The sequence below is a fragment of the Shewanella sp. SM20 genome, from assembly GCF_025654545.1.
GTDB classification, from domain to species: domain Bacteria; phylum Pseudomonadota; class Gammaproteobacteria; order Enterobacterales; family Shewanellaceae; genus Shewanella; species Shewanella oncorhynchi.
Window position 1 is genome coordinate 149,376 of the sequence record NZ_JAKKRK010000002.1, and the last position, 24,900, is coordinate 174,275.

21 protein-coding genes and 8 tRNA genes are annotated in these 24,900 nt (G+C 45.8%); 7 read left to right on the top strand and 22 right to left on the bottom strand.

The window, feature by feature from the left end; translation table 11 throughout:
* Positions 1-10 precede the first annotated feature (10 nt).
* From nth to L5M18_RS01680, 13 genes are all read right to left on the bottom strand, one after another.
* A complete protein-coding gene (gene nth, locus L5M18_RS01620; protein ID WP_168825144.1) occupies positions 11-652 on the bottom strand; it encodes an endonuclease III in 642 nt (213 codons plus the stop codon).
* A gap of 204 nt (positions 653-856) precedes the next feature.
* A complete protein-coding gene (locus L5M18_RS01625; protein WP_028760019.1) occupies positions 857-1,555 on the bottom strand; it encodes an electron transport complex subunit E in 699 nt (232 codons plus the stop codon).
* Entirely contained in the window at positions 1,548-2,186 is a 639-nt protein-coding gene (gene rsxG / locus L5M18_RS01630; RefSeq protein ID WP_105252444.1) for an electron transport complex subunit RsxG, read from the bottom strand. The genes L5M18_RS01625 and rsxG overlap by 8 nt, the downstream gene beginning before the upstream one ends.
* Before the next feature lie 72 nt (positions 2,187-2,258).
* Positions 2,259-3,308, bottom strand: coding sequence for an electron transport complex subunit RsxD (rsxD, locus tag L5M18_RS01635; RefSeq protein ID WP_263195804.1), 1,050 nt, complete (start codon positions 3,306-3,308; stop codon positions 2,259-2,261).
* Positions 3,309-3,334: 26 nt separating this feature from the next.
* Positions 3,335-5,923: an electron transport complex subunit RsxC gene (gene rsxC / locus L5M18_RS01640; RefSeq protein WP_263195805.1), complete on the bottom strand. Its 2,589-nt coding sequence runs from the start codon at positions 5,921-5,923 to the stop codon at positions 3,335-3,337.
* On the bottom strand, positions 5,917-6,516 hold the full coding sequence (rsxB, locus tag L5M18_RS01645; RefSeq protein WP_263195806.1) for an electron transport complex subunit RsxB: 600 nt from the start codon (positions 6,514-6,516) through the stop codon (positions 5,917-5,919). Before rsxB ends, rsxC begins: the two co-directional genes overlap by 7 nt.
* 1 nt (position 6,517) lies before the next feature.
* Positions 6,518-7,096 (bottom strand): electron transport complex subunit RsxA, encoded by a 579-nt coding sequence (gene rsxA, locus L5M18_RS01650; protein ID WP_006081543.1) that lies wholly within the window; start codon positions 7,094-7,096, stop codon positions 6,518-6,520.
* 125 nt (positions 7,097-7,221) lie between these two features.
* Positions 7,222-9,126: a GGDEF domain-containing protein gene (locus L5M18_RS01655; protein ID WP_219233606.1), complete on the bottom strand. Its 1,905-nt coding sequence runs from the start codon at positions 9,124-9,126 to the stop codon at positions 7,222-7,224.
* A gap of 210 nt (positions 9,127-9,336) precedes the next feature.
* Positions 9,337-9,412, bottom strand: a tRNA-Asn gene (locus tag L5M18_RS01660).
* A 50-nt stretch (positions 9,413-9,462) separates the two neighbouring features.
* A tRNA-Asn gene (locus tag L5M18_RS01665) sits at positions 9,463-9,538 on the bottom strand.
* A gap of 43 nt (positions 9,539-9,581) precedes the next feature.
* Positions 9,582-9,657, bottom strand: a tRNA-Asn gene (locus L5M18_RS01670).
* 32 nt (positions 9,658-9,689) lie between these two features.
* Positions 9,690-9,765: transfer RNA gene (locus L5M18_RS01675), tRNA-Asn, on the bottom strand.
* A 57-nt stretch (positions 9,766-9,822) separates the two neighbouring features.
* Positions 9,823-9,898 (bottom strand) — tRNA-Asn (locus tag L5M18_RS01680).
* 610 nt (positions 9,899-10,508) lie between these two features.
* Between L5M18_RS01680 and L5M18_RS01685 the strand changes: the two genes are divergently transcribed.
* Both L5M18_RS01685 and uvrB read left to right on the top strand, forming a co-directional pair.
* On the top strand, positions 10,509-10,661 hold the full coding sequence (locus tag L5M18_RS01685; protein ID WP_158497640.1) for a hypothetical protein: 153 nt from the start codon (positions 10,509-10,511) through the stop codon (positions 10,659-10,661).
* Between the two features lie 305 nt (positions 10,662-10,966).
* Positions 10,967-12,973 carry an excinuclease ABC subunit UvrB gene (gene uvrB, locus L5M18_RS01690; RefSeq protein ID WP_028760013.1) on the top strand — a complete coding sequence of 669 codons (2,007 nt, stop codon included), beginning with the start codon at positions 10,967-10,969 and terminating at the stop codon, positions 12,971-12,973.
* A 76-nt stretch (positions 12,974-13,049) separates the two neighbouring features.
* Here the strand turns inward: uvrB and rrtA are convergent, their stop codons facing one another.
* A complete protein-coding gene (rrtA, locus tag L5M18_RS01695) occupies positions 13,050-13,646 on the bottom strand; it encodes a rhombosortase (protein ID WP_105252448.1) in 597 nt (198 codons plus the stop codon).
* Positions 13,643-14,365, bottom strand: a complete 723-nt coding sequence (gene queC, locus L5M18_RS01700; RefSeq protein ID WP_263195807.1) for a 7-cyano-7-deazaguanine synthase QueC — start codon at positions 14,363-14,365, stop codon at positions 13,643-13,645. Before queC ends, rrtA begins: the two co-directional genes overlap by 4 nt.
* A 171-nt stretch (positions 14,366-14,536) precedes the next feature.
* On the opposite strand from queC, the gene queE reads away from it, so the two are divergent.
* Positions 14,537-15,205: a 7-carboxy-7-deazaguanine synthase QueE gene (gene queE, locus L5M18_RS01705; protein ID WP_113939680.1), complete on the top strand. Its 669-nt coding sequence runs from the start codon at positions 14,537-14,539 to the stop codon at positions 15,203-15,205.
* Positions 15,206-15,303: 98 nt separating this feature from the next.
* On the opposite strand, the gene L5M18_RS01710 is transcribed toward queE, so the two are convergent.
* The 4 genes from L5M18_RS01710 to L5M18_RS01725 all read right to left on the bottom strand — a co-directional run bounded on the left by L5M18_RS01710 (position 15,304) and on the right by L5M18_RS01725 (position 17,148).
* Entirely contained in the window at positions 15,304-16,449 is a 1,146-nt protein-coding gene (locus L5M18_RS01710; RefSeq protein WP_263195808.1) for a PLP-dependent cysteine synthase family protein, read from the bottom strand.
* A 231-nt stretch (positions 16,450-16,680) separates the two neighbouring features.
* Positions 16,681-16,765, bottom strand: a tRNA-Tyr gene (locus L5M18_RS01715).
* 142 nt (positions 16,766-16,907) lie between these two features.
* Positions 16,908-16,992: transfer RNA gene (locus L5M18_RS01720), tRNA-Tyr, on the bottom strand.
* A 71-nt stretch (positions 16,993-17,063) separates the two neighbouring features.
* Positions 17,064-17,148: transfer RNA gene (locus tag L5M18_RS01725), tRNA-Tyr, on the bottom strand.
* A gap of 125 nt (positions 17,149-17,273) precedes the next feature.
* Here L5M18_RS01725 and L5M18_RS01730 point away from each other — a divergent pair.
* From L5M18_RS01730 to L5M18_RS01740, 3 genes are all read left to right on the top strand, one after another.
* Positions 17,274-17,762, top strand: coding sequence for a VC2046/SO_2500 family protein (locus L5M18_RS01730; protein WP_263141936.1), 489 nt, complete (start codon positions 17,274-17,276; stop codon positions 17,760-17,762).
* A gap of 208 nt (positions 17,763-17,970) precedes the next feature.
* Positions 17,971-18,258: a DUF406 family protein gene (locus L5M18_RS01735; protein ID WP_113939682.1), complete on the top strand. Its 288-nt coding sequence runs from the start codon at positions 17,971-17,973 to the stop codon at positions 18,256-18,258.
* Positions 18,259-18,503: 245 nt separating this feature from the next.
* Positions 18,504-20,687, top strand: a complete 2,184-nt coding sequence (locus tag L5M18_RS01740; RefSeq protein ID WP_263195809.1) for a putative bifunctional diguanylate cyclase/phosphodiesterase — start codon at positions 18,504-18,506, stop codon at positions 20,685-20,687.
* Between the two features lie 154 nt (positions 20,688-20,841).
* Here the strand turns inward: L5M18_RS01740 and L5M18_RS01745 are convergent, their stop codons facing one another.
* Complete coding sequence (locus L5M18_RS01745) at positions 20,842-21,357, bottom strand: YchJ family protein (protein ID WP_212600548.1); 516 nt, start codon at positions 21,355-21,357, stop codon at positions 20,842-20,844.
* 104 nt (positions 21,358-21,461) lie between these two features.
* Entirely contained in the window at positions 21,462-22,037 is a 576-nt protein-coding gene (locus L5M18_RS01750) for a DUF4440 domain-containing protein (RefSeq protein ID WP_028760004.1), read from the bottom strand.
* Between the two features lie 118 nt (positions 22,038-22,155).
* Here L5M18_RS01750 and smrA point away from each other — a divergent pair, with 118 nt between their 5' ends.
* Positions 22,156-22,746 (top strand): DNA endonuclease SmrA, encoded by a 591-nt coding sequence (gene smrA / locus L5M18_RS01755; RefSeq protein ID WP_198573474.1) that lies wholly within the window; start codon positions 22,156-22,158, stop codon positions 22,744-22,746.
* Positions 22,747-22,830: 84 nt separating this feature from the next.
* Here the strand turns inward: smrA and L5M18_RS01760 are convergent, their stop codons facing one another.
* Entirely contained in the window at positions 22,831-24,696 is a 1,866-nt protein-coding gene (locus L5M18_RS01760; RefSeq protein ID WP_263195810.1) for a M2 family metallopeptidase, read from the bottom strand.
* Between the last annotated feature and the right edge of the window lie 204 nt (positions 24,697-24,900).

Here is a 24,900-nt window from a genome sequence, read left to right on the forward strand (position 1 = left end):
TGGCTTGGGTTTACTCTTCAGGATAAATTTTTTCTTTAAATTCACACAAGTCTTCAATGATACAACTACCACAGCGGGGTTTGCGCGCAAGACAAGTGTAGCGGCCATGCAGGATAAACCAGTGGTGCACATCGACTTTAAATTCCGCCGGCACGACTTTTAGCATTTTCTCTTCCACTTCGACTACGTTCTTGCCGGGCGCGAATTTAGTGCGATTAGCGAGGCGGAAAATATGGGTGTCGACGGCGATGGTTGGCCAACCAAAGGCAGTGTTTAGTACCACGTTAGCCGTCTTGCGGCCAACGCCGGGCAGAGACTCTAAGGCTTCGCGGTTTTCTGGTACTTCGCCATTGTACTTTTCAATCAAGATCTCACAGGCTTTGATCACATTGATGGCTTTGTTGTTATATAAGCCTATGGTTTTTATGTATTGCTTTAAACCCTCTACGCCAAGGGCATAAATGCTGTGGGCTGTGTTTGCCACAGGAAAGAGCTTGTCTGTTGCCTTGTTGACGCTCACATCTGTTGCTTGGGCCGATAACGTCACTGCCACTAGCAGCTCGAAGGGACTTGAAAAATTGAGTTCGGTTTCAGGTTTGGGATTGTTATCGCGAAGACGAGTGAGGATCTGGATACGTTTTTCTTGATTCATGTACGATTCCTGCGCTGTGGTGGGGTTCAACTCTCAACCGCTCATTATTAATATCCTATTAATGATGATTGATGAGTTTACAACCCACGTTCGCTGATTTTCTGATGCTTTGAGTTTTGCCGCTCATCATGTGCTAGGCACACATTAAACGTGTTAACACTAGGGCATATCTGATCGCCATAATGCCTGTCGTTACTTGAAAGCCTAACCTACCTTAGTGATCCGTGCGCGGGTAACACTCGGCTCTGCGGCGACTTGAGGTTGGCGTTCTTTGACTTTTTTATCAATCACATTTTTCAATGCAATCAATAATCCCATCACGATGAATGCGCCGGGTGGCAGCATAGCAAGGAGAAATGGGGTATCGACTTGCCATAGATGCATGGTTAACGATTTAGCCCATGGGCCGAGCAGTTGATCCGCTCCATCAAACAGTGTGCCTTGACCTAAGATTTCCCGCGTTGCGCCCAGCACTGTAAGCACTAAAGTAAAACCAAGGCCCATCATTAGACCATCGAAGGCGGCACTAAACGCATTATTACGCGAGGCAAAGGCTTCGGCGCGGCCGATGATGATGCAGTTCGTCACAATTAATGGCAGGAAGATCCCAAGGGATAAATACAGGCCGTAGGCATAGGCATTGATGAGCAGTTGCACTGTGGTGACTAGCGCGGCGATGATCATCACAAACACAGGAATACGAATTTCTTTGGGTACATAGTCGCGCACCAGTGACACCAAAATGTTAGAGCCAATCAGCACTAGCATAGTGGCTAAACCAAGGCCAAGGGCGTTAGTGATCGTTGCAGTAACCGCGAGTAGCGGACATAAACCTAACAGTTGCACTAGGCCTGGGTTGTTTTTCCACAGTCCTTGCCACGCAATTTCGCGATAATTAGTCATGGTTGGCCTCACAATTTAGCGGCTGGCTGAAAATTTGTGCTTGGTTAGTGCTGAAATACCATACCGCGTTTTTGACTGCTTTAACATAAGCGCGCGGGGTGATGGTTGCACCGGTAAATTGGTCAAAATCACCGCCATCTTTTTTAACTAACCATTGCTTATCATCTGCAGAGCCCAGCACTTTACCAACAAACTGAGTGACCCAATTCGATTTACGTAGTTCAATTTTGTCACCCAGCCCGGGGGTTTCTTGGTGGGACAAGGTACGTACGCCTAAGACTTCACCTTGGATATTAATTCCAACAATTAATTTGATATTACCGCTATAGCCATCGGGCGCGATTGCTTCCATGGCGATAGCGACAGGCTTGCCTGCATGGGTAGCAATATAGGCCGGCATTGGACTATCCGTGCCTAATGCTTCTTTGTTTAATAGCAAGGTACACTGAGCGGTAAGCTCGTTATCATGTATTTCATCAGGGATTAATTGTTGTAATACTCGCATCAATTCCTGTTGTTCTTGCTGCTTAATCTTGTCAAAGGTTTGTTGATTGACCGCGGCGACGAGACCTGTGCAAATCAAGGCAAACAGTGCCAATAAAAAACCATTTTTAATCATCGGATTTTTCAACTCTTTTTCCTTAAGCTCTCGTTGCCAGCAGAATGACATTATCTTGTAGCATGACTAGTCCGCCCAATGGCCTTAGCTAGCTGAATGACCATAGGTGCGTGGCCGCACATAGTAGTCAATAAAGGGGGCGCAGAGGTTAGCCAATAACACGGCAAAGGCAAAGGCGTCAGGGTAACCGCCTTTAATGCGGATGATATACACCAACACACCAATTAACGCGCCGAAGATAATGCGACCACGGGGGCTGGTTGCTGCTGTGACGGGATCGGTTGCGATAAAAAATGCCGCTAACATGGTCGCGCCAGAAAACAAATGTAATAGGGGACTGCCTTGGGTATCGGGCGACAGTAAGAAACCGATACTCGATGCGACAAAAAGCCCCAATAACACGCCAGTACTGATGTGCCAACGAATGGCTTTCAGTTTAAGTAACACTAAACCGCCAGCCAGATAAGCTAAATTCACCCAGAACCAACCTACGCCTGTGCTGCCATCAAAAATGGCTTTAGTCAGGCTTTCTGTGGTGGTTAATCCTAGGGATAAATCGGTTTTAAGGGTATCGAGTGGCGTCGCCATTGCGATGCCATCTATCCCTAAACGAAACTGTTCCAAGTTAACGTGGGCGCCAATGTTGAAGATAAGTTGCAAGCTCTCAGCTAGGCTAGGCGAATGCAGCGCAATGGTACTCGGTGCTATCCAAGTGGTCATTTGCACTGGGAATGAGATTAACAGCAATACATACGCCGCCATTGCAGGGTTAAACAGGTTATGGCCTAAACCGCCGTAAAGGTGCTTAACGATAACGATCGCAAAGGCGGTGCCCATCACTATCATCCACCAAGGTGCTAGGGGAGGAATGGCGACACCAATCAAGATTGCGGTCAGCATGGCGCTGTTATCGCTAAGGCTGGCTTTGATATTACGATTGCGAAGTTTCATCACCGCGGCCTCACAGCTTAAGGCAACTATAATCGCAAGCAACACTTGAACAAGCGTGCCCCAGCCAAAAAAGGCGCATTGCACCACAAGGCCCGGCAGTAAACATAAAATCACCCTTTGCATCACAGTTGAGGTATGCAAATTACGTGTGACATGGGGTGATGAGGCTATTTTAAACGCCATTGTGTTCCCTTTTTATCATTCTGTTCTTAATCATTAGCAACATTTGAATCGCTCGAAGCTTCGGTTTGTTGAGCGAGTGCCGCTTTTTTGGCTTTCGCCTTGGCGATGGTCGCAGCAATCCGTGCTTTTTTAAGCTCATCGCCTGATAAGGCTGCCGTTTCAATGGGTTCTGCGGATGGTAAAACGGCTTCGGGTTTAGCTGCGACGGCGTCAAGTGCTGCTATCGACGGCGATGCCACGTTAGCTTTAGTTTGAATGTCGTCAACGGACTCTATTTCAGACTCAGTTTTAGACTCAGCTGCTGATGCCGCAGCTATTTTCTTCGCTTTAGCACGAGCAACAGCGGCGGCCACTTTGGCTTTTTTAATCGCTTCAGCGTCGTTAACGTCAGTAGCGGCTGCTTCTGTATCATCATTCACATCTGCTTGAACGCTAGCTGCGGAATCAACTGCTGGAGTCGCGGTCTGAGTTAAATCATTGTCAGCATTTGTCTCAACTTGCTGCGCGGCTTTTTTCGCTTTAGCACGGGCAACCGCGGCGGCTACTTTGGCTTTCTTAATCGCTTCTGAATCATTAACGTCACTAACGATAATTTCAGTATTGCTAACTTCAATATCACTAGCGGCGGTTTCTGCTTGCTGCGCCGCTTTCTTGGCTTTTGCCCGCGCGACTGCGGCAGCCACTTTGGCCTTTTTATCATCGGCAGCGCTGAGCTCTGATGTGCTGTCAGTGGTTTCAGTAGGCCCAAGCGGCGCGGTATCGGCTTGCTGAGCGGCCTTTTTAGCTTTGGCGCGAGCAATGGCCGCGGCGACTTTGTCCTTCTGAGATAACGGCGCTTCTTGCGCGATTGCATCTGTTGCTAAGAAGGATTCATCACTGGCATCAATATTCACCACATTGCTTGTATCTGCACCATTTGTATCAGCACCATTGGCATTCACTTGGGCGGCTTTCTTCGCCTTAGCGCGGGCGATGGCTGCTGCAACGGCAGCTTTACCCTTGGGCGCGTCTGTCGTATCAGTGCTTGTTACGTTTGATGATTCTTCATTCGACAACTCTTCAGTTGCTGATTGTGCCGCTGCGGCTTTTTTCGCGGCGATCCGTGCCATGGCTTCGGCGACGGCATTTTTATCCGTGCCAGTCATAGTCGCTTGTCGGCGCTCTGCGGCTTCTTTAGCCTTAACTTCACGGGCAAGCTTTTCTTCTTCAAGACGCGCTAAACGGGCATCGAAACGCTGTTTAGCGCGCTCCGCTTGCTGCTTCTCATCGGCGGCTTGTTTGAGTGCGGATTTGGCAATGCGGTAATACTCGACTAAGGGAATATCACTCGGGCAGACGTAACTACAACAACCGCATTCAATACAATCCTTTAGATTGTAGCTGGCAGCTTTGTCATATTCTTCGGCCTTGGCGTGCCAAAAGAGTTGCTGTGGCAATAAGAGTGCAGGGCAGGCATTGGCGCATTCGCCGCAGCGGATACAGGCTTTTTCTTCTGGCGTAGTTCCTATTTCTTGGCTGCTTGGCACCAGAATACAGTTAGTACCTTTTAAAATAGGCACTTGGATATTCGCCAATGCATGGCCCATCATAGGCCCGCCAATAATCACCTTTTGTTCAGGCTCTGGCGTGAACTCAGTCGCAGCAAGCACATGCTCAACAGGTGTGCCTATCGGTAACCAGTAGTTCCCCGGTTTACCGACATTTTTGCCTGTCACAGTCACAACACGCTCAATCAGCGGTTTACCTTGGGTAACCGCTTGATGAATCGCAAAGGCAGTGCCGACGTTATGCACGACGATACCGAGTTTGGCGGGAATAGCGCCCGAGGGCACTTCGCGGCCAGTAATGATTTGAATTAACTGCTTTTCACCACCAGAAGGATATTTTGTCGGAATGACCGTTACCCGAATGCTGTCCGCTGGGAGCCCACATTGCACGACTGCAGCTTGCATGGCTTTTGCCGCTTCTGGCTTATTATCTTCAATGGCGATAACAATGCGTTTTGGCGTTAATAGCCGATGAATAATGCCAATACCGGCGAGGATATCTTGGCTGTATTCGCGCATTAATCTGTCATCGGCGCTGATATAAGGTTCGCACTCGACGCCGTTGATGATGACTAAATCAATTTCACTGACCGGATTAAGCTTAATATGAGTTGGAAACGCCGCGCCGCCCATGCCTGCAATGCCTGCAGCACGGATCTTATCGATCATCTGCTGATGGGTTAAATCCTCAAGCTCATTTTGCACCAGCTCACACCAAGTGTCTTTGCCATCGGCTTGGATAACGCAAGTGTTAACTGGCAATGCTGAAGCATGGTTACTGGCCCTTGGCTCAATGGCAACGATAGTGCCTGATGTCGGCGCATGCACAGGTAAATGCCAAATGGAGGTGCCTTGTGTTAACGGTGTGCCTTTTAATACGCTATCGCCGATGTTTACCGCAAGTGTGCAGTTTTCACCGACTTGAGGGATGGGCACTAAATACGTAGCGGCTAAGGGCAGTTGGCTAATCGGCGTCGCGTTCGAGAGGAATTTGACTTCGGGTGGATGTATACCACCGGGTGAGCGCCAAAGGGTTCCTTTATCTAATTGATCTAATAAAGTTAACACCGCTTTTCCTCTTCTAACTGTGGGTCTTGGATCTGAATCTCTTGAATGAGAGTCACTGGGATGGCATTTAAACGCCAGTTCCAATTTTTAAGATTCTGGGTGACTGGGATCATATCAATACAATCGACGGGACAAGGCTCAACACAGAGATCGCAACCCGTGCAATCGGTTGTCAGCACAGTATGCATAAGCTTACCTGCACCGATAATCGCATCCACGGGGCAGGCTTGAATACACTTAGTGCAGCCAATACATTCGTCTTCACGTATGTAGGCGACCTTTTTCACTTGAGATTGTGCTTCGGCATTCAGTGGCTCTGGCTCGACGCCCATCAGGGTCGCCAGTTTTTCCATGGTGGCTGTGCCGCCGGGAGGGCATTTGTTGACTTTATCACCGTTGGCAATCGCTTCAGCGTAAGGGCGACAGCCAGGGTAACCACATTGACCACATTGGGTTTGTGGCAGAATCGCTTCGAGTTCATCGACAATCGGATTGCCTTCAACCTTAAATTTAACGGCGGCAAAACCGAGTAATAGTCCAAAGACTAATGCCAATAGGGTCAACAATATGACTGCAATTAAAATTCCGGACATCTTACTTAACCAATCCTGTGAATCCCATAAAGGCGAGGGACATAAGACCTGCGGTGATCATCGCTATGGCGCCGCCTTTGAAAGGTAAGGGGACATCTGCGGCTGCTAAACGTTCGCGCATCGCCGAGAAGAGAATTAACACTAATGAGAAGCCTAACGCAGCACCAAAGCCATAGATAGCCGATTGGATAAAATCGTGCTTCTCGTTAACGTTCAATAGGGCAACACCCAACACAGCACAGTTAGTTGTGATCAGCGGCAGGTAAATCCCTAAAGCGCGATGCAGTGCAGCACTGGTTTTTTGCACCACCATTTCAGTAAATTGCACCACAACCGCAATCACTAAAATGAAGCTCATGGTTCGCAGGTAGCTCAGATCAAAGGGTAATAATAGATACTGGTTGACGAGGTAACTGAGAATCGAGGCTAACGTCAGCACAAAAGTGGTCGCCATAGACATGCCAATAGCGGACTCCAGTTTACTGGAGACCCCCATGAAAGGACACAAGCCTAAGAATTTCACTAAAACGAAATTGTTGACCAGTACTGTACTGATCAACAAGAGGAGATATTCAGTCATCTCAATACTTTTCTAAACGGATCTTGGCCGTATTATCGACTTTTCCGTTTGCATAAACAACATATAGAATGCAGGGTTAACCATCTTTACTGTAAATTTTGGCGACGAATTAACCCGTTAAAGTATTAAATTTGATCTGTAATCGCCATGGCTTGGGGCTGTGCTATGTAATAGCCTTGCAATCCATCAACTAAGAGTTTTTCGAGGGTGAGTTTTTCTTCTTGGCGTTCGACGCTGGTCGCAATAACCCGAATGCCTATCCGTCTTGCAACATCCACCATCATACGGACGAAGAACTTATTATTGCTGTCTTCATCAATGTTCGATGTGTAGCTGCCATCAAGCTTTATGTAGTCTGGGCGCACTTCACTGAAGAATTTGAAGGACGTAAAGCTCATGCCAAAACGCTCAATCGACACCCGTGATCCAACGCTATGTATTTCGCGAACGAACTTATAGCTTGCCCCTAAGTTAGACTGCATACCTGACTCATTGATCTCAAATACTAAGCGCGAGGCGATGTATTTTTGCTTGCCTAAAATGTCCTTTAGCCAAGCGACAAACATATCTTGATGCGCAGAAAATGCGCTGATATTGATGCCAAAGTTACCCGAAATGGTCGGGTTTTCCTTAAGCATTCTTAATGCACTGATCACCACCAGTTTATCTAATTCAGAACTCATACCGTGACGTTCGGCCATAGCGATCACTGTGGTGGTCGGTAAAAACTTACCTTCGCTATTGTAAAAGCGCGCCAACAACTCACGGTAAACCTCTACATCGGTACGACACGGCTGAATTGGCTGTTGGTAGAATTTTAATGCTTGGCGAGTGACTAAATCATTGATCGCCATTTTCCAGCGATCATCACCAAACTGCTCGTCACCATTGAGTTTTTCTTGGATATGATAGCTATTAGGCCCAAGGGTCTGCGCTATGCTGACTGCGGTATCCGCAATCGTCAGTAAATTAACCGCATCGGTACCTTGATGATAGGGAACTAAACCGATATGGGCAACAGATTCCGCTTTTGTCATCTGCAAATATTCATCGAGATAAATTTTTAATTGATCTAAAAATTTTGGCGCATCCTTCAGCATGACATCAGGAATAAAGATGGCAAAATCAGCGCTCGATACCCTGAAACATTCTGCGTCTGAATACTTACTACAGGCTTTGCGGATACAATTTGCCACCCTTGAAAGATAATCATCCCCCGCAGTTCGCCCTTGTTTTTGATTGATTTGCGCAAGCTCTGTCGCCTTAACCATTGCCATCAGTCCCAATTGAGGAATATCGGGATTACTTATGGTTTCTAATTTTTGGGTAAAGCGCTGGCGACTACCAAAACCCGTCACAGTGTCTTGATAGGCCGCTTTATGCAGCTTTTCATTCTCTTGATTGAGTTTATCGATTTGGGCTTTAAGTTGAAGACGACACTCTTCAAGGGATATTCCAATGGGGTTGAGCTCACCTGTGAGTTTTGATGATGCGACAGCAGAAAACCCTAACTCAGGTATTTTTGAAATATAATCAGCAGCATAACGTATCGCCGCCCTATGTTTTGACATTAACAGAATAAACACTAACAGCAAGATAAGGTAAGCCACCAGTAACATGACACCGAGCTTTTGAGTATGACTAATCGAAGTTTCAATCGCTTGGTTTGCACTGAGTTTGACTTGTAAACGACCGGTTGCCAATTTTTGTGTATGACTGAGCTCGATAGAAAATAAACGGGCTAAAGGATGAGGATGTTGGGTGTCTAAACGACCTTCTGTATGACTCCGTTGGCCATCGGTATCATCAATATATTGAAAAAATTGGAATGGGTAATTTTCAGAAAGCTTTTTGAAGAGTTCGGCGCCATCACCTTGCCATTGTTGGTAGCGGGTTAAACTGGTTTTAAAGCTATCCAGTTCTTGCTGTTGTTGGATTTGTAATTGGCTATTTTCGCTTTGATATACCCAAGCAAAAAGACCTAAGAAAATAAGCAGTAAAAAAATTGGATATGATTTTGACATGGCCATAAAAATCCGCTCTATTTTTTTGGGTGAGCTCAAACAGGATAAGTTTAAGTCAAGAATACTTAACTGCAGCTATCTGTGTGATGACACTCATAAATTTTTATTAATAAGCTGATAACAGTGTAACTGCATTTGCTTAAAAACAAAACGGAAAAGAATAGGGTAACTAGAAGCCAGAAGAGGCAAAGACACGGGAACAAAACTAAGAATAATTGGCTCCCCTGACTGGACTTGAACCAGTGACATACGGATTAACAGTCCGCCGTTCTACCGACTGAACTACAGGGGAGTAGAGGGTGCGATATTGCTATCGACTTTACAGAAATAACATTTTTTAAATGGCTCCCCTGACTGGACTTGAACCAGTGACATACGGATTAACAGTCCGCCGTTCTACCGACTGAACTACAGGGGAATCGAGGTGCGATATTACTATCGACTTTTTAGCTTGCTTAAATTGGCTCCCCTGACTGGACTTGAACCAGTGACATACGGATTAACAGTCCGCCGTTCTACCGACTGAACTACAGGGGAATCATTTTAATGCTTCAGCTTGATAATGTAATTGGCTCCCCTGACTGGACTTGAACCAGTGACATACGGATTAACAGTCCGCCGTTCTACCGACTGAACTACAGGGGAATTGTTTACAACTTATCTTACTGCTTGTTCTAACTCATTTTTATCATGTGCTTAAAGTGGCTCCCCTGACTGGACTTGAACCAGTGACATACGGATTAACAGTCCGCCGTTCTACCGACTGAACTACAGGGGAATCGTTTCACACAATCGTAGCGACTCGTTGAGAACGGAGCGCATAGTAAAACGCTCTGTTGGATGAGTCAACTCGAGTTACTAAAAAAAGTGTAATTATGCTGTTAAGTGCTCATCTAATGTGCATCGTGGTGCAGAATTCGACATTTTTCGTGAAAAACCACTTAACAATTCGCAATATAGCCATAATTGAGTCCATCGTTTTTAAGCGGTGATTCTATGAAATTGAAATCATTCGCTAAATAATCGACACCGTTTTCGGTACTTGGTCGAGTACTTAAGACTCAAACCGCTCAAAAAAGGATCTCAGGTGGGGTAATGTGAATTTACTCAGTTCTTTATGCTGATAGAAAACGTGGGTTATCTTTTCGCCGTTAAAGTCTGTTTTTCTGTTTTAACAAGTTTGCTGTTGTTGATGGAGGTGTTAATTGAGGCTTTATCGAATTAGCGTGAGCTGTTTTTCAAATGAAGTGATGCACTTCACTATCAGTTGTGGCACCAGATGCGCTACCACAGCGCGTGTTAATTACAGTTAGTGAAATTGATACAAGTAGCAACATTTATCAAATGTAATTAAATTACTAAATGCCGAGAGACGGTTGTTAAGACACATGACAGCCTCCAATCCCGCGTGGTTTCTAGGTTATTTCGACTTATCAACAAAATCTGTGGATAACCCTGTGAGTTGTCCTGAAAAATGGCCGCCAAAGCCTTGGGGTATGGGCGGCGGACTTAAAATGCACTATTTTGGGGTTCAAAAATAAATTTAAGTATTATCAAATGCATACTAAAAGCAAGTGGTTTTTGTTGAGGGTGAAAACAAGGTTGCAATTTTGTAATCGAACGAAATTGATTTCTTGTGTATTAAATTGGCATTTTTGCTTAGTTTGCGGGTGTTTTGTGAGCAAAAAACGCTGAAAACGCCTTAGTTTAAAAGTTTCATGTTTCTTCCTTTAAATTGTCATCTTGCGGTTTTAGATCGTATTGATATGACGACAGGAAGGATAACTGTGGAGCTTAGTCGGTGACTTGATTAGAATGGGGCGACTCACTAAAAGGATATGTGCGCGTGTCAGAATCTGTTTTTCAGCTTGAATCGCAATTCGCCCCCGCAGGCGACCAACCTACAGCGATTGCCAAATTAGTCGATGGACTCGAAGCGGGTCTGGCTTGCCAAACTTTACTCGGGGTGACGGGCTCAGGTAAAACCTTCACGATTGCCAATGTGATCCAAAAGTTAGGTCGGCCCACGATTATCATGGCGCCTAATAAAACCTTGGCGGCGCAGCTTTATGGCGAGATGAAAGAGTTCTTTCCCCATAATGCGGTCGAGTATTTCGTTTCTTACTACGATTACTACCAGCCCGAAGCCTATGTACCCGCGTCAAATACCTTTATCGAAAAGGACGCTTCGGTTAATGCTCACATTGAGCAGATGCGCTTATCCGCCACTAAGGCGCTGTTAGAGCGTAAAGATGTGGTGCTGATTGCTTCGGTGTCGGCTATTTATGGTTTGGGCGATCCCGATTCCTATTTAAAAATGTTGCTGCATCTACGCCAAGGCGATGTGATGGGGCAGCGTGACATCTTAATTCGTCTCAGTGAATTGCAGTACAAGCGCAATGATATCGAGCTACAACGTGGTACTTATCGTGTGCGCGGTGAAGTGATTGATATTTTCCCCGCCGATTCTGAGCGTAATGCCATTCGAGTCGAGTTGTTCGACGATGAGATTGAACGCTTAAGTGAGTTTGACCCGTTAACGGGCCATATTATTAAACGTATCGCCCGTACGACGGTTTACCCTAAAACACACTATGTCACGCCGCGGGAAAAAATTATCGCTGCCACTGAGTTTATTAAAGAAGAACTGCGTGAGCGTAAGCAATATCTACTCGATAACAACAAGTTAATTGAAGCCCAGCGTATCCATGAGCGAGTGCAATACGATGTGGAAATGATGGTGGAGTTGGGTTACTGCTCTGGCATCGAAAACTACTCGCGCTATTTGTCTGGCCGCGCACCAGGGGAAGGACCACCAACCTTACTCGACTACTTGCCTGCCGACGGCTTATTAATTATCGATGAATCCCATGTGACTGTGCCGCAAATCGGCGCTATGTACAAAGGTGACCGTTCCCGTAAAACCACACTTGTCGAATACGGTTTCCGCTTACCGTCCGCCTTGGATAACCGTCCGCTCAAGTTTGAAGAGTTTGAGCAATTGATGCCGCAAACTATCTATGTGTCGGCAACACCGAGTGCCTACGAGCTGGAAAAGAGCGAAGGCGAGATAGCTGAGCAGGTTGTGCGGCCAACGGGATTGCTCGATCCTGAATTAGAAGTGCGCCCTGTTGGAACCCAAGTGGACGATTTATTGTCTGAAATCGCCAAGCGAGTGGCCGTCAATGAGCGGGTGTTAGTGACGACGCTGACTAAGCGTATGTCGGAGGATTTGACCGAATACCTCGACGAACATGGCGTAAAAGTGCGTTATCTGCATTCGGACATAGACACTGTCGAACGGGTTGAGATCATCCGCGATCTGCGTTTAGGTAAGTTTGATGTATTGGTTGGGATCAACTTATTGCGCGAAGGCTTAGATATGCCTGAAGTGTCATTGGTGTGTATTTTAGATGCCGATAAAGAGGGCTTCTTGCGCTCTGAACGCTCGCTCATTCAAACGATTGGCCGCGCGGCGCGTAACGTCAATGGTAAAGTGATCCTCTATGCCGATCGCATCACCAATTCGATGGAGAAAGCGATAGGTGAAACTGACCGACGTCGTGAACGTCAGCGGGCGCACAACTTAAAACACGGTATCACGCCTAAGGGCGTCGTTAAACGGATCACCGATGTGATGGATGTGGATGATGGCCGCGACAGTAAAGCTGTGTATGGCAAAGTGGCTGAGCCTAAGTCCCATTACCATAAAGCCGATGCGGCAGAGTTGAGCCATCAAATCGATCAGCTTGAGAAGAAGATGCATGAACATGCGCGCAACTTAGAGTTTGAACAAGCGGCGGCAATGCGTGATGAAGTCAAGCACCTGCGGGACCTGTTGATCAAAGCCTAGATTTATTCTTGCGCTTAGCATTAAAAAAGCCGTCCAGCAATTATGCTGCGACGGCTTTTTAATATCTTGATTTGGATTAAGCAGGGACTTTTGATGGGCTCATTTTTAGCTTGATAAACACCGCTAAAGCGCAAATCAGCCCGCAGATTAAGCCGACCAAATGCGCCTCGGTTGCTACGCGCGCACCTATCATGGCGGTGACATCACTGCTGGCACCATAAAGCTGTTCGTAACCGACCTTGATGATAACGCCAACGAGCAGCAGATAGCCTGAGCGCAGCTTACGGACAATATCCTGCACTGCGCCGTAGGCGAACAAGCCATGCAACATACCGCTTAAGCCGACATAACCGAGCAATTGCGGATAGCCTAAATACAAGCCTATACCTTCAAGTAAACATAATACGAAAAATAGTGCACTTAAGCCTTTGAGATGATAATGAAAATGGTGCAAAAATAGCACCACCCAGAGCCCTGCAAGGTTCATCAATAGATGCCATTGATTCGTGTGCAGTAAATTTCCAGTGATTAATCGCCACCATTCACCCTCACTAATTGCACTGCGGCGATAGGCGAGTAAGTTATCGACAGTGGGGCTTGCTAAGCCTGCGGCATACAAACCCGCACAGATCAGGCTCACCATCAGCGCAACCCAATAGGGACTGCGTGTCATGCTTTTGGCTCGCTGGCGTCAAGCTCAGCCATGACCGCTACTTTATTCTGTAGATAGTCATCTAATCCACGTTTGCGAAGATGACAGGCAGGGCAATCACCACAGCCATCGCCAATCACGCCGTTATAGCAGGTGAGAGTATGGTGGCGAACCAGATCAAGTTGCTGATATTTATCCGCCAGAGCCCAGGTTTGTGCCTTATTGAGCCACATTAAAGGCGTGATGATTTTTAGTTGTTTATCCATGCCTTGAACTAAGGCGGATTCCATCGCTTTGACAAAATCGTTACGACAATCTGGGTAGCCTGAAAAATCGGTTTCACACACGCCTGTGATAATCGCCTGCGCCCCTAATTGATAGGCATAAATACCTGCAAGCGTTAAAAATAAAATATTACGGCCGGGCACGAAGGTATTGGGTAAGCCATTTTCCATCAACTCGTGTGAAACCGGTATCGCATCACGGGTGAGGGCTGAAATAGCTAACTCATTGAGTAAGGTGACATCCATGACTTTATGGCTGGTGATCTTCAAGCGTTTTGCTAAGGATTTGGCAACTTCTATTTCTTCGCGGTGACGTTGACCGTAGTCAAAAGTGATCCCATGTACTTCATCGTACTGGGTTAGGGCTTGAATAAGGCAAGTTGTTGAGTCTTGTCCGCCACTGAATACCACCACTGCTTTGGACACCACTGTTTTTGACACTAAGCTCGTTGACATAAAGGATTTCACTTCACCGTAGAACAGGTATAAATAGGGCGTTAGTGTAACTCAGGCCATTGGGCTTGCAAACTCTGACTATAGGGTCGAAATAGGCTTTCTCGGCGCAAAAACTTGCAGCTCAAGCTAAAATCCACTATAAATGCCGCCCCAGAAAAGTGGAACGTCAGTATGAATTACCCTGTCAACGAAGTATTTGAAACCATTCAAGGTGAAGGTGTCTTTACCGGAGTGCCCGCCATATTTGTCCGCCTACAAGGTTGTCCCGTGGGATGTGCTTGGTGCGATACGAAACAGACATGGGATGTGCTTGAAGCCAATAAGGTCTCGCCAGAGCAAGTGATTACCGTGGACGGCACCATTGGTCGCTGGGCTGATCATACGGCGCAAAGTCTTATCGCTGCCTTTCTCGCTAAAGGTTTTACTGCGCGGCATATCGTGATCACCGGCGGTGAGCCTTGTATGTATGATTTACGCGAATTAACCGAGACCTTGCACAGTCAAGGCTTTGCGACTCAAATCGAAACCAGTGGCACCTTCGAAATCAACTGTGCTGATGACACTTGGGTGACAGTATCACCCAAGGTGAACATGAAAGGGGGCTATCAGGTATTAGCACAGGCGCTGAACCGTGCCAATGAGATTAAGCATCCTATCGCTACTGAAAATCACATCGATGAACTTGATGAGTTACTGCAAGACATCGATATTTCAGCGAAAACGATTTGCCTGCAGCCGATTAGTCAAAAGCCTAGAGCGACAGAACTGGCGATGAAAGTGTGTATCGCCCGTAATTGGCGCTTATCGATCCAGACCCATAAGTATTTGAATATTGATTAATGCTAATCTGCAAAGCATAAAAAACGCCTCACAGTTGTGGGGCGTTTTTTATGGTGGATGTTTTGTGGATTCTAAACCTAACGACTTAATACAGTTGCTTAAACAAGCTCACTTAACTGGCCGAAATGATTAAATGCTGCAAGTTGGCGCTGATAGGGCGCAATATCGCCGATGTTAGCTGTAATCCAATCTGTATCGTAATAAGTATCAAGGTAACGCTCACCCGAGTCACAAATGAGGGTCACTATTGAGCCTTGCTCTCCACGCGCTTGCATTTGTACAGCCAGTTGTAATGCACCGTACAGGTTGGTTCCTGTGGATGCGCCGGTTTTACGGCCAATTAATTGTTCTAACCAATGAATTGTCGCCACTGATGCGGCGTCGGGAATTTGCAGCATAGTATCGACAACTCCAGGAATAAACGATGGCTCGACTCTCGGTCGACCTATGCCTTCAATCTTACTGCCATTGCAACAGGTTAAGCTGGCATCGCCGCTCTGATAGAAATCAAAAAAAACGGAGTTTTGCGGGTCGACCACGCAAAGTTGTGTTGCCAACCTCTGATAGCGAATGTAGCGGCCTATGGTCGCCGATGTGCCGCCAGTGCCGGGGCTCATCACTATCCAGCGCGGGATTGTGTGTGGCTCGCGCTCCATCTGATTGAAAATCGAGTTAGCGATATTGTTGTTGCCACGCCAGTCGGTTGCACGCTCGGCGTAGGTGAATTGATCCATATAATGGCCGCCAAGCTCTGCGGCAAGGCGCGCCGATTCTTCGTAAATCTCACTGGAATGATCGACAAAATGACATTGACCGCCATAGAAAGTGATCTGCTCAATCTTCTTTTTAGCCGTGCTTTTGGGCATCACGGCAATAAAAGGTAAACCGAGTAAACGGGCAAAATAGGCTTCAGAAATCGCTGTGCTGCCCGATGAGGATTCGATAATCGGCGTGCCTTGCTTAATCCAGCCGTTACACAGGGCATAGAGGAAGAGTGAGCGGGCGAGGCGATGCTTCAAACTCCCTGTCGGGTGGGTACTTTCATCTTTAAGATAAATATCTATGCCATCGAGCATAGGTAATTCAAGCTTAATCAAGTGGGTATCGGCGCTGCGCTGAAAATCCGCTTCAATCTTGCCTATCGCGTGGGCTTCCCATGTTGGGCAGAGTCTGTGAGCGCTGTGAGAATCCACTGGTGGTTGAATCGTGTTAGAAATCATAGTAGTCACATCGAAAGGGATCATTTTCAGAGCATATCACAGGGACGGGCAAAGCGGTTTTATTGGATGACCTTGAAGTCATTCGCTTAAAGTCGAGCACGACGTAATTGAAATCAAAAACCAATGTCGCTCACCAAGAGGTTTACTTAATATAGAAATGCCAAGAATTTAATTAGATTAAGCTGGAACAGTCAGATTAAGTTGGAAAAGACTATGCGGAAGTGGAACAAGAAGGATATGCGAGAGTGAAAGAAATGGTGGAGGGAGAAGGATTCGAACCTTCGAAGGCTGAGCCGTCAGATTTACAGTCTGATCCCTTTGGCCACTCGGGAACCCCTCCACAAACTTTCTTTTTAGCTTTACAACTGACTTTTAAAATTGTCTTTCAAAACATCATCAATAACGGACTTGTTTATCAAGACAAAACTAAACATTGGCCATGTTTAGTTTTTGAAAATGATTCTCTGCGTTAGAGATAAAGATGGTGGAGGGAGAAGGATTCGAACCTTCGAAGGCTGAGCCGTCAGATTTACAGTCTGATCCCTTTGGCCACTCGGGAACCCCTCCACGAATACCTTTAACGCTTTTGTAAAACTCTACATCATTTTCGAACAACACGATAAAACTTGCAGTGCAAATGGTGGAGGGAGAAGGATTCGAACCTTCGAAGGCTGAGCCGTCAGATTTACAGTCTGATCCCTTTGGCCACTCGGGAACCCCTCCTCAATTGCGGCCGCCATAGTAGTCAGAAACCTTTTCCATGTAAATACCCAATTTAAAAATATTCCTAAAGTTATGTATCAAATGGTCGATTAACTAACAACGAATTGTTTTGACGATGTTTTTTTATGCAAATTGATGTTCCTTTAGTCAACGAAGCCCAAATTGGCACCCGCTTAAACGCGGCGATAGAAAACGACAGACGGGGCGAATTCGCCCTGTTGCTGTCGTTACTGTCGGTTGACGCACGGGACATGGCACAATTCCAATGGCAAAATGAACTCGATATGGCGCAAAAATTACAGCGTCAGTTCGAATTACCACCGCAGCAAAGTTTAATGGCGGATTTATCGTCTGCTGAACCAGTGGTTGATAACAGCAGTATTTTTATGGCTCAAGGTCCACGTGCGTTTCAATTACAACAAGCATTGCGACCGGAAGCCTTAGTCATCCGTGGCGGCGAGTCAGTCGCAATGGCAGAAGCGTTAAGTAACTGTGACCATGTCACTCAGCTGAGGCAAAGGGGCCAACTAACCGCGCCCAAAGTCGAGATCATGCACTTTGCTGATCAATTGGCAATCCAACGTAATCTTGTGTCTTTGCTCGCCTCAGCCTAAGGCCGTCTTCCCGCAAGTGATCTTCAATACACATCGGGTCAATCTGATCCATTTCGATAAATAAGCGTGAGCTAAAGCCAGTTATCTTGAAGCTTAATTACCTATAATTCGTATTAACCTATCGAGTTAAAATTTACCACGTTAAAAATTTAACGAGCATATTTTAGTGATGCCGTTAATCAGTCGCTCTATACATTAAGGAATACAGATGAAAGGCATAATAGAAGCACAGAGCCCGACAGTGAACGACACTTGCACCGATTGCGGCAGCTTTGTCGATATCGGCGCCGTTATTGATGAGCACGATACGTTATTGACGTTAAATTTTGTTGGCGATAGCGCTCAAGCGGATGCCGAAAGCATGGCAACACGCGCTCAAACTCGATTTGCTGAAGTGCAAACTGAATTTGTGACTAAGACTGAAGGCGTCGACTTACTGCTGACCTTCAATGTCAGCGCGGAAAAAATGATTTTTCAATTGGAAAACGGCCTGTAATTTTTAGAGCAGCACTTTAGTTTTTAGTCGGTTATAGATGTCACGGAAATCGCGCTAATTGCCTAAAAATGCTGCTATTGTTAACCAAATTGTAATAAATTGTGCCACATGTTGCTGTGCTTACAACAGTTAGTGTAATCTGCCTCCAAATAAGAATAATTCAATCAGCTTAATTCTAAATTTCAAGGTAAGTTTGCTAACAGCAAAGACCTTTAGCCCAACACGAAGTTTTGTAGGGAACCAGCGTGAAGCGACGTCAGCATCAGCATTTATTGGAGTCTTTGGTACAGTCAACTGCAAAACAGCAGGGCGATTTCACAAAGACGGCAGAGTTAACCACAGAGTTGTTGTGCCAGAATTTAGCGGTTTCTTTGGTATCAGTGTGGACTTTTTCATCTGATCAACAAACCCAATCACTCGTCGCACAATTTGGTTCTATGATGTTGCAAGACATTCATCGACCTAAGTTATTACAAGATTGTCCCCGGTATGTACACGAGCTCAAAACTCTGCGCCATATCGATGCAGGCAATGCCCTGACCGATCCACGTTTAAGTGAATTGGCTGAGTGCTATTTTATCCCGCGGCAAATCAACTCGAGTCTCGACATCGCCATTCGCATCAATGGTCATCTCGAAGGTGTGCTCTGCATCGAGCGGGCACAATTGACTCCCCACTGGCATGACAGTGAAATTCACCTCGCGTGCCAGATGGCTGACCAATTAGCCCTGACCTTAGCGACAAAACACAGCTACGATAAAGAAGAAAGCTTGAGTTTATTTCGCTGTGCCACTGAACAATCGCGACAAATCAGTATGTTAATTAATCTGCATACTGAAAAAGTCGAGTATGTGAATCAGGCGCACAGTGAAATCACCGGCATACCCCGTGAGCAGATTATCGGCGCGAATATCCGTGAGTTGGCTTTTTTCAAGCAGCATGCCCAATTAGCCGAGCAAACCCTAGCGCAAATCTTTAGGGGGGAAATTGCCAAAGGCGAAGTGCAGTTTAGTCGTGCCGATGGCAGTCGTTATTGGCTGACATACGTGCTGAGTCAGTTCATTACCGATCGCGGTAATCATTATGCCTTGGTCTCGTGTGAAGAAAATACCGATGAGCATAACTATAAGTCAGAGCTTGAACGGCTTGCTTGGCGTTGTGGATTAACGGGACTACATAACCGTACTCATTTTAATCGAGTCCTTGAACGTACCACGAAGGGACTGTTGTTATTAGTTGATTTAGTGGGATTTAAGCGTTTTAACGATACCTATGGTCATGAAAATGGCGATAGCTTGTTGATAGAAATTGCCCGCCGCTTGAAACATTTTTCTGAGATTAATAAGGCCACCGAAATTGCCCGCGTCGGCAGCGATGAATTTGCCGTGCTGTTGACCGATGATAATGCGGTTTACGATCTCGATTATTTTAGTACGCGCCTGTATCAACATCTTGCCATGCCTATTTTAATCGGCCGCGAGCAAGTCGAACCAAAGCCTGCTTTAGCTGTGGTTGATATTGCCTCTGTGGCGAGTTTGTTTGCCCCATTAACCTGTGCCGATATTGCAGTGCAGTATGCTAAAAAGAAAAAAGGCACTGCAATCCAAGTATTTAACAGCACGTTATTGAGTGCATTTAAAGAGGATGCGCAGATAGAACGTGATTTACACAGTGCGATCCGTGGTCGTCAGTTTGAGCTTTATTATCAGCCTCTGAGGGATCTTGAGCAGAATACCTATATTGGCGCCGAAGCCTTAATCCGTTGGCACCATCCTAAAAGAGGCGTGTTATTTCCAGCTTCCTTTATTGATATTGCTGAGCAGTCGGGGATGATTAATTCCATTGGCAGTTGGGTTTTAGAGGCCGCATGTCGACAGTTGAACCTATGGCAGCATCATAATGCAGATATGACAATGCATGTAAATGTGTCGGCCCGCCAGTTCTTCAGTGGTAATTTATTCGAGCAAGTGTGGCAGTTGTTGACGCGTTATCGCTTGAAACCGAAGACGTTAATCTTAGAGATCACTGAGACTGAATTGATGGGTGATATTCGCCACGCGACCTTGTTATGTCAAGAATTAGCAGAATTAGGCGTAGGGCTCGCGATTGACGATTTTGGGACGGGTTACTGCTCTATGCGTTATTTGAAGCAGTTTCCGATCAGTAAACTTAAAATTGATCGTTCGTTTATTTCAGATCTTACCGTCAGCCGCGAAAGTCGCGAAATTGTGTCAGCCATTATTGCCATGGCGAATGCATTGAATATATCTCTGACGGCAGAAGGGGTTGAAACCCTTGAGCAAGAAGCATTTTTAGCGAAAAGTTTTTGTCATCAGGCACAGGGTTATCTCTATAGTCCTGCATTACGGGAGCCTGAGTTTGCACAATTTATCTTGTCGGCGAAAAGCGCTTCAGTCATAACCCACTAAAGTTACAATTATTTCAAATGTGCTGCTCACGATAAAATAAAGGCAACCTAGGTTTGTAATCTAGGTTGCCTTTATTATTCATCTCTGTGCTTGTTCAATCAGCACTATAAACCTTCATCGTAATTTTCCAGTGCAGTTCAGCACTGTATACCTATTAAGATTTTAAGCAGCATTGTTTGAATTTTTTGCCACTATGGCAAATACAGAGATCATTTCTACCGGGTAATTTAGCCGTCATTTGCTGGCCTTGGCTGTAATACCAGCGACTTGCTTGGTAGATAAATTCGGATCGCTCATAGATAGCATCAATTTCACCATCGAGCTTATACCAAGCTTTAAAGGTAACTGTGCCATGTCGTTGTTCAGCTATCGCCGCTTGAGCATTGTGGCTTGGTGTTTCAGTACTGCTCTGTACATCTAATCCTAACCAATGTGGGTGAGGACCAGCATTGAGGCTCGTGAGAGTAAGGCCATTTAGATAGTCTGGATGATGTGTTTTTAAAATGTAATCAAAATTTTTCAATACAAATGCGCAGTAGCGTGAGCGCATAAGCTGTTCAGGAGTACGGGCAATGACTTGCCCAGAGTCTACATGCGTATGCAGTGGACCACAGCAATCTTGGTAGCTTAGCCCACTACCACAGGGGCAGGTTTGCTTAGTTGTAGTCATGTTAGCTAAATCTTTAATTTAATTGTATTTGTTTAAATTTATTCTATTTCTATCTAAATGCGCTAGATGTGAGATAGTCCATTTAAACGTAATAGGCATTAACATTAGGGTAATTTTTTACCCGCAGGTAAAGGCGGAAATTGGCGACCATAATACAAGTTAGGTACCGGTTTCGCATTCAGATAATAGCTAGGTTCTGCGCGGTTATTGGTATCTAAGCTCACTTTCCATTGGGTGGATGAGACTTTTTCTGTACCAATAGCAAATTTGCCCGCAAATTCACTCACAGGTTCGCCAGTTTCTTGTGCCGGGTAAAATCGAACCAAATAATAGCCTGTATCTATGGCACCATTACCGATAATTTTGCGTTTAGTAATGCGAAAATCCACGTCGATAGTGGCTTTTTTGGCGCGGATTTTATCGAAAAACTTCTTGTAAATGGCGACAATATTGTCTCGTCCATAGTAAATTTCTTTACTTTGACTCTCAGATAAGTAGCTAGCGTCATCAGCGTAAATCTCACGGGTCACCTCAGGGGACAATTGATTAAAAGCGCTAATAAACAAAGGATAATTAGCGTTGATCAATTGATCATCAGTGGATTTTGTATGAGTTTTAGCTGGATTGGCTAAGCTTGGCAGTGACAATAAGCACATCAGGACTAGCGGCAAAAATTTCATTACTTTATTCTAATCTGGCAATCATGGCGTCACTATAATGGAGGCGCCCGCTGAACTAAAGCCATGAATGTTTACAAAGTGTGTTTCTATACAAGAGTGTGAAGTAAAGGAGCTTGCCATGCTGGATGATGAATCAGCACTGTTTTTTGAGGAAATGGCTGGAGTCGTACCACTAAAAGGCGATATGCCAGTGGTAAATTTAGCACCGAAAGCGTTGACGGCTGAGCAAATACACAGACGCGATGCTTTACAACGCGAAGCTTTCCTAGCGTGTATGCCACTGGATTTAAAAGCGTTTCCACAGCAAGCGCCAGATGACATTGTGAGCTTTAAGCGTGAGGGGGTACAAGGCGGCGTTTTTAAACGACTCCGAATGGGGCAATACAGCATCAAGATGGAGCTTGATGTGCATGCTTATCGGTTAAACCAAGCTCGTGATGCCGTCCTTAACTATTTACTGGCAGCGCAGGCACATGGTGAACGCTGTGTCATGTTGATCCACGGTAAAGGCTATCAGAGTCAACCCTTTGCAGGATTGCTCAAATCAGCTGTGTGCTATTGGTTATCACAACTCGACATGGTGCTTGCCTATCATTCGGCGAAAACCGAGCAGGGCGGTGCTGGGGCACTTTATGTGATGTTAACTAAGTCAGAACAGCTTAAGCTTGAAAACCGTGAAGCCAATCGTAAAGGAATGGGATGGCGTTAGATTAAACAGATAAGTATTGAATAAAAATGCCCAATTTTATTGGGCATTTTGTTTTATGTTATTGGGTGATAATTTAATGACCCCTTACCAACCACACTGGCGGTTTGCGGTGGTATTTTGCTCATCTAACCATGTTTTAAGTGGTGCGAAGTAATCGAGCACCGCTTTTGCATCCATGGCTTCTTTGCCGGTGACTTCTTTCAATGCTTCTGGCCAAGGTTTACTTAAGCCTAACTTGAGCATCTTATTGAGTTTCTCTCCCGCGGCTTGATTGCCATAAATACTGCATCTGTGTACCGGACCTTTATCGCCTGCAGTTTCACACAGTGCTTGATGGAATTGGAATTGCAAAATATGCGCTAGGAAGTAACGGGTGTAGGGTACATTGCCTGGTACATGGTATTTAGCACCCGGATCAAAATCTGCTTCACTACGTTCAGTCGGTGCTTTTACGCCTTGGTATTTTTCCCTCAGATCCCACCAAGCTTGGTTATATTGGGCAGGCGTGATTTCGCCGCTAAACACTTTCCAGCGCCACTGATCTATCATCAGGCCAAAGGGCAAGAAAGCAATTTTGTCTAAGGCTTGTTTTAGTAAGAGGCCGATATCCTTAGATGCATCAGGCACTTCTTCTAATAAGCCGATTTGCTTTAAGTAGCTTGGGGTGATCGACAGTGCAATTGTGTCACCAATTGCTTCATGGAAACCGTCGTTAGCGCTGTTTTTAAACAGGAATGGTTGTTGCTTATAAGCGCGTTGATAGAAGTTATGCCCAAGTTCGTGGTGGATAACGCTAAAATCTTCGGCAGTTTTTTGGATACACATTTTAATGCGGATATCGTCGAGATTATCGAGATCCCACGCCGAAGCGTGACAAACCACATCACGGTCCTTTGGTTGAACGAATAGAGAACGTGCCCAAAAACTTTCTGGCAATGGTGCGAACCCTAATGATGTGAAGAAACCTTCGGCTTGTTTCACCATTTTATGCTCGTCATAGCCTTTCTTTGCGAGTAACTCAGTGACATCGTAACCCGGATCAGCATTGTCAGGGGCGACGAGATCATACACATTACCCCATTGCTGGGCCCACATGTTGCCAAGTAAGTGTGCCGGGATGGGGCCAGTGGTCGGTGCGACGCTATCGCCGTACTCTTTATTCAATTCTCCCCGTACGTAGCAGTGCAAGGATTCATAAAGTGGCTTAACTTGGCCCCAAAGACGGTCGAGTTCCTGTGAAAAGTCATCGGGCTTCATATCGTATTGACTGCGCCATAGTTCAGACAGGTTGGCATAACCGAGATCCTTTGCGCCTTCATTGGCCAGTTCAACTTCGCGTTGAAACAAGGGGCGCATGGGTTTAGCTATTTCACGCCAGCCTTTCCACGCTTCCAGTAATTTTACGGGATCACGTGATTCGGCCATTAAGCTCGATAGCTCAGGCTGAGTCATACACTTGCCGTCGGCAAAACAGTATTTTCCTTTGCCGTACAAGCCATTTAATTCTGAACTAATTTGCGCCAGCTCGGTATTCTTCGCAGGATCGAGCGGCGCGGGTAACACTAACGCACTGCGCAGTATATTGAGCTTGCGGGCATTTACGGGATCGAGTTGCACATTGGCATACTTAGCCGCCTCAGTTGCAAATTTTACCGACGCGGCACTGACCTTTTCGCCGACTGCGGCAGACAGGGCCGCGGTATCATCAGTAATAAAGTTGCTGTAAATCCACTCGGCGCGATTAGATTCAATCGATAATTCGGCCATCTTGGCTTCAGCATCATTAATAAAAGCAATGGCTTGTGCTTTATCTGGGGCGGTATTGATGACAGCTGCTTCTGTAGTAGCTGTCTTGTCTGTTTTACTTTGAGCATCATTACAGGCCGTTAATCCCAGCGCGAGTGCCACTGTGAGGGCGATTTTACTGCGACGATTCAATGAAATAACCATGTCTAGTTGTCCTTGTTGTTTTTGTGTTACACAGTTTACCTAAACCGCAGGGTTATTGCACAAGGGTTAATTGACTTGTTTTTAACACTTATTCGGACATGTACGACATACCGCTTGTATCACAGACTAGAAAGCGGTGAATTTGTCCAATTTTAGTTTGACATCCGTGGTGCCAATGTTTAATTTAAACGAGTGTTTTAAATT

What these genes read in the sequence shown, in the direction of transcription:
- rsxB (WP_263195806.1), bottom strand. Translation starts at nt 6,516, where the DNA reads ATGTCCGGAATTTTAATTGCAGTCATATTGTTGACCCTATTGGCATTA.
- L5M18_RS01760 (WP_263195810.1), bottom strand. Translation starts at nt 24,696, where the DNA reads ATGGTTATTTCATTGAATCGTCGCAGTAAAATCGCCCTCACAGTGGCA.
- L5M18_RS01735 (WP_113939682.1), top strand. Translation starts at nt 17,971, where the DNA reads ATGAAAGGCATAATAGAAGCACAGAGCCCGACAGTGAACGACACTTGC.
- L5M18_RS01745 (WP_212600548.1), bottom strand. Translation starts at nt 21,357, where the DNA reads ATGACTACAACTAAGCAAACCTGCCCCTGTGGTAGTGGGCTAAGCTAC.
- queE (WP_113939680.1), top strand. Translation starts at nt 14,537, where the DNA reads ATGAATTACCCTGTCAACGAAGTATTTGAAACCATTCAAGGTGAAGGT.
- L5M18_RS01710 (WP_263195808.1), bottom strand. Translation starts at nt 16,449, where the DNA reads ATGATCCCTTTCGATGTGACTACTATGATTTCTAACACGATTCAACCA.
- rsxD (WP_263195804.1), bottom strand. Translation starts at nt 3,308, where the DNA reads ATGGCGTTTAAAATAGCCTCATCACCCCATGTCACACGTAATTTGCAT.
- rrtA (WP_105252448.1), bottom strand. Translation starts at nt 13,646, where the DNA reads ATGACACGCAGTCCCTATTGGGTTGCGCTGATGGTGAGCCTGATCTGT.
- queC (WP_263195807.1), bottom strand. Translation starts at nt 14,365, where the DNA reads ATGTCAACGAGCTTAGTGTCAAAAACAGTGGTGTCCAAAGCAGTGGTG.
- L5M18_RS01730 (WP_263141936.1), top strand. Translation starts at nt 17,274, where the DNA reads ATGCAAATTGATGTTCCTTTAGTCAACGAAGCCCAAATTGGCACCCGC.
- rsxA (WP_006081543.1), bottom strand. Translation starts at nt 7,096, where the DNA reads ATGACTGAATATCTCCTCTTGTTGATCAGTACAGTACTGGTCAACAAT.
- L5M18_RS01655 (WP_219233606.1), bottom strand. Translation starts at nt 9,126, where the DNA reads ATGGCCATGTCAAAATCATATCCAATTTTTTTACTGCTTATTTTCTTA.
- L5M18_RS01625 (WP_028760019.1), bottom strand. Translation starts at nt 1,555, where the DNA reads ATGACTAATTATCGCGAAATTGCGTGGCAAGGACTGTGGAAAAACAAC.
- smrA (WP_198573474.1), top strand. Translation starts at nt 22,156, where the DNA reads ATGCTGGATGATGAATCAGCACTGTTTTTTGAGGAAATGGCTGGAGTC.
- nth (WP_168825144.1), bottom strand. Translation starts at nt 652, where the DNA reads ATGAATCAAGAAAAACGTATCCAGATCCTCACTCGTCTTCGCGATAAC.
- L5M18_RS01750 (WP_028760004.1), bottom strand. Translation starts at nt 22,037, where the DNA reads ATGAAATTTTTGCCGCTAGTCCTGATGTGCTTATTGTCACTGCCAAGC.
- L5M18_RS01685 (WP_158497640.1), top strand. Translation starts at nt 10,509, where the DNA reads ATGACAGCCTCCAATCCCGCGTGGTTTCTAGGTTATTTCGACTTATCA.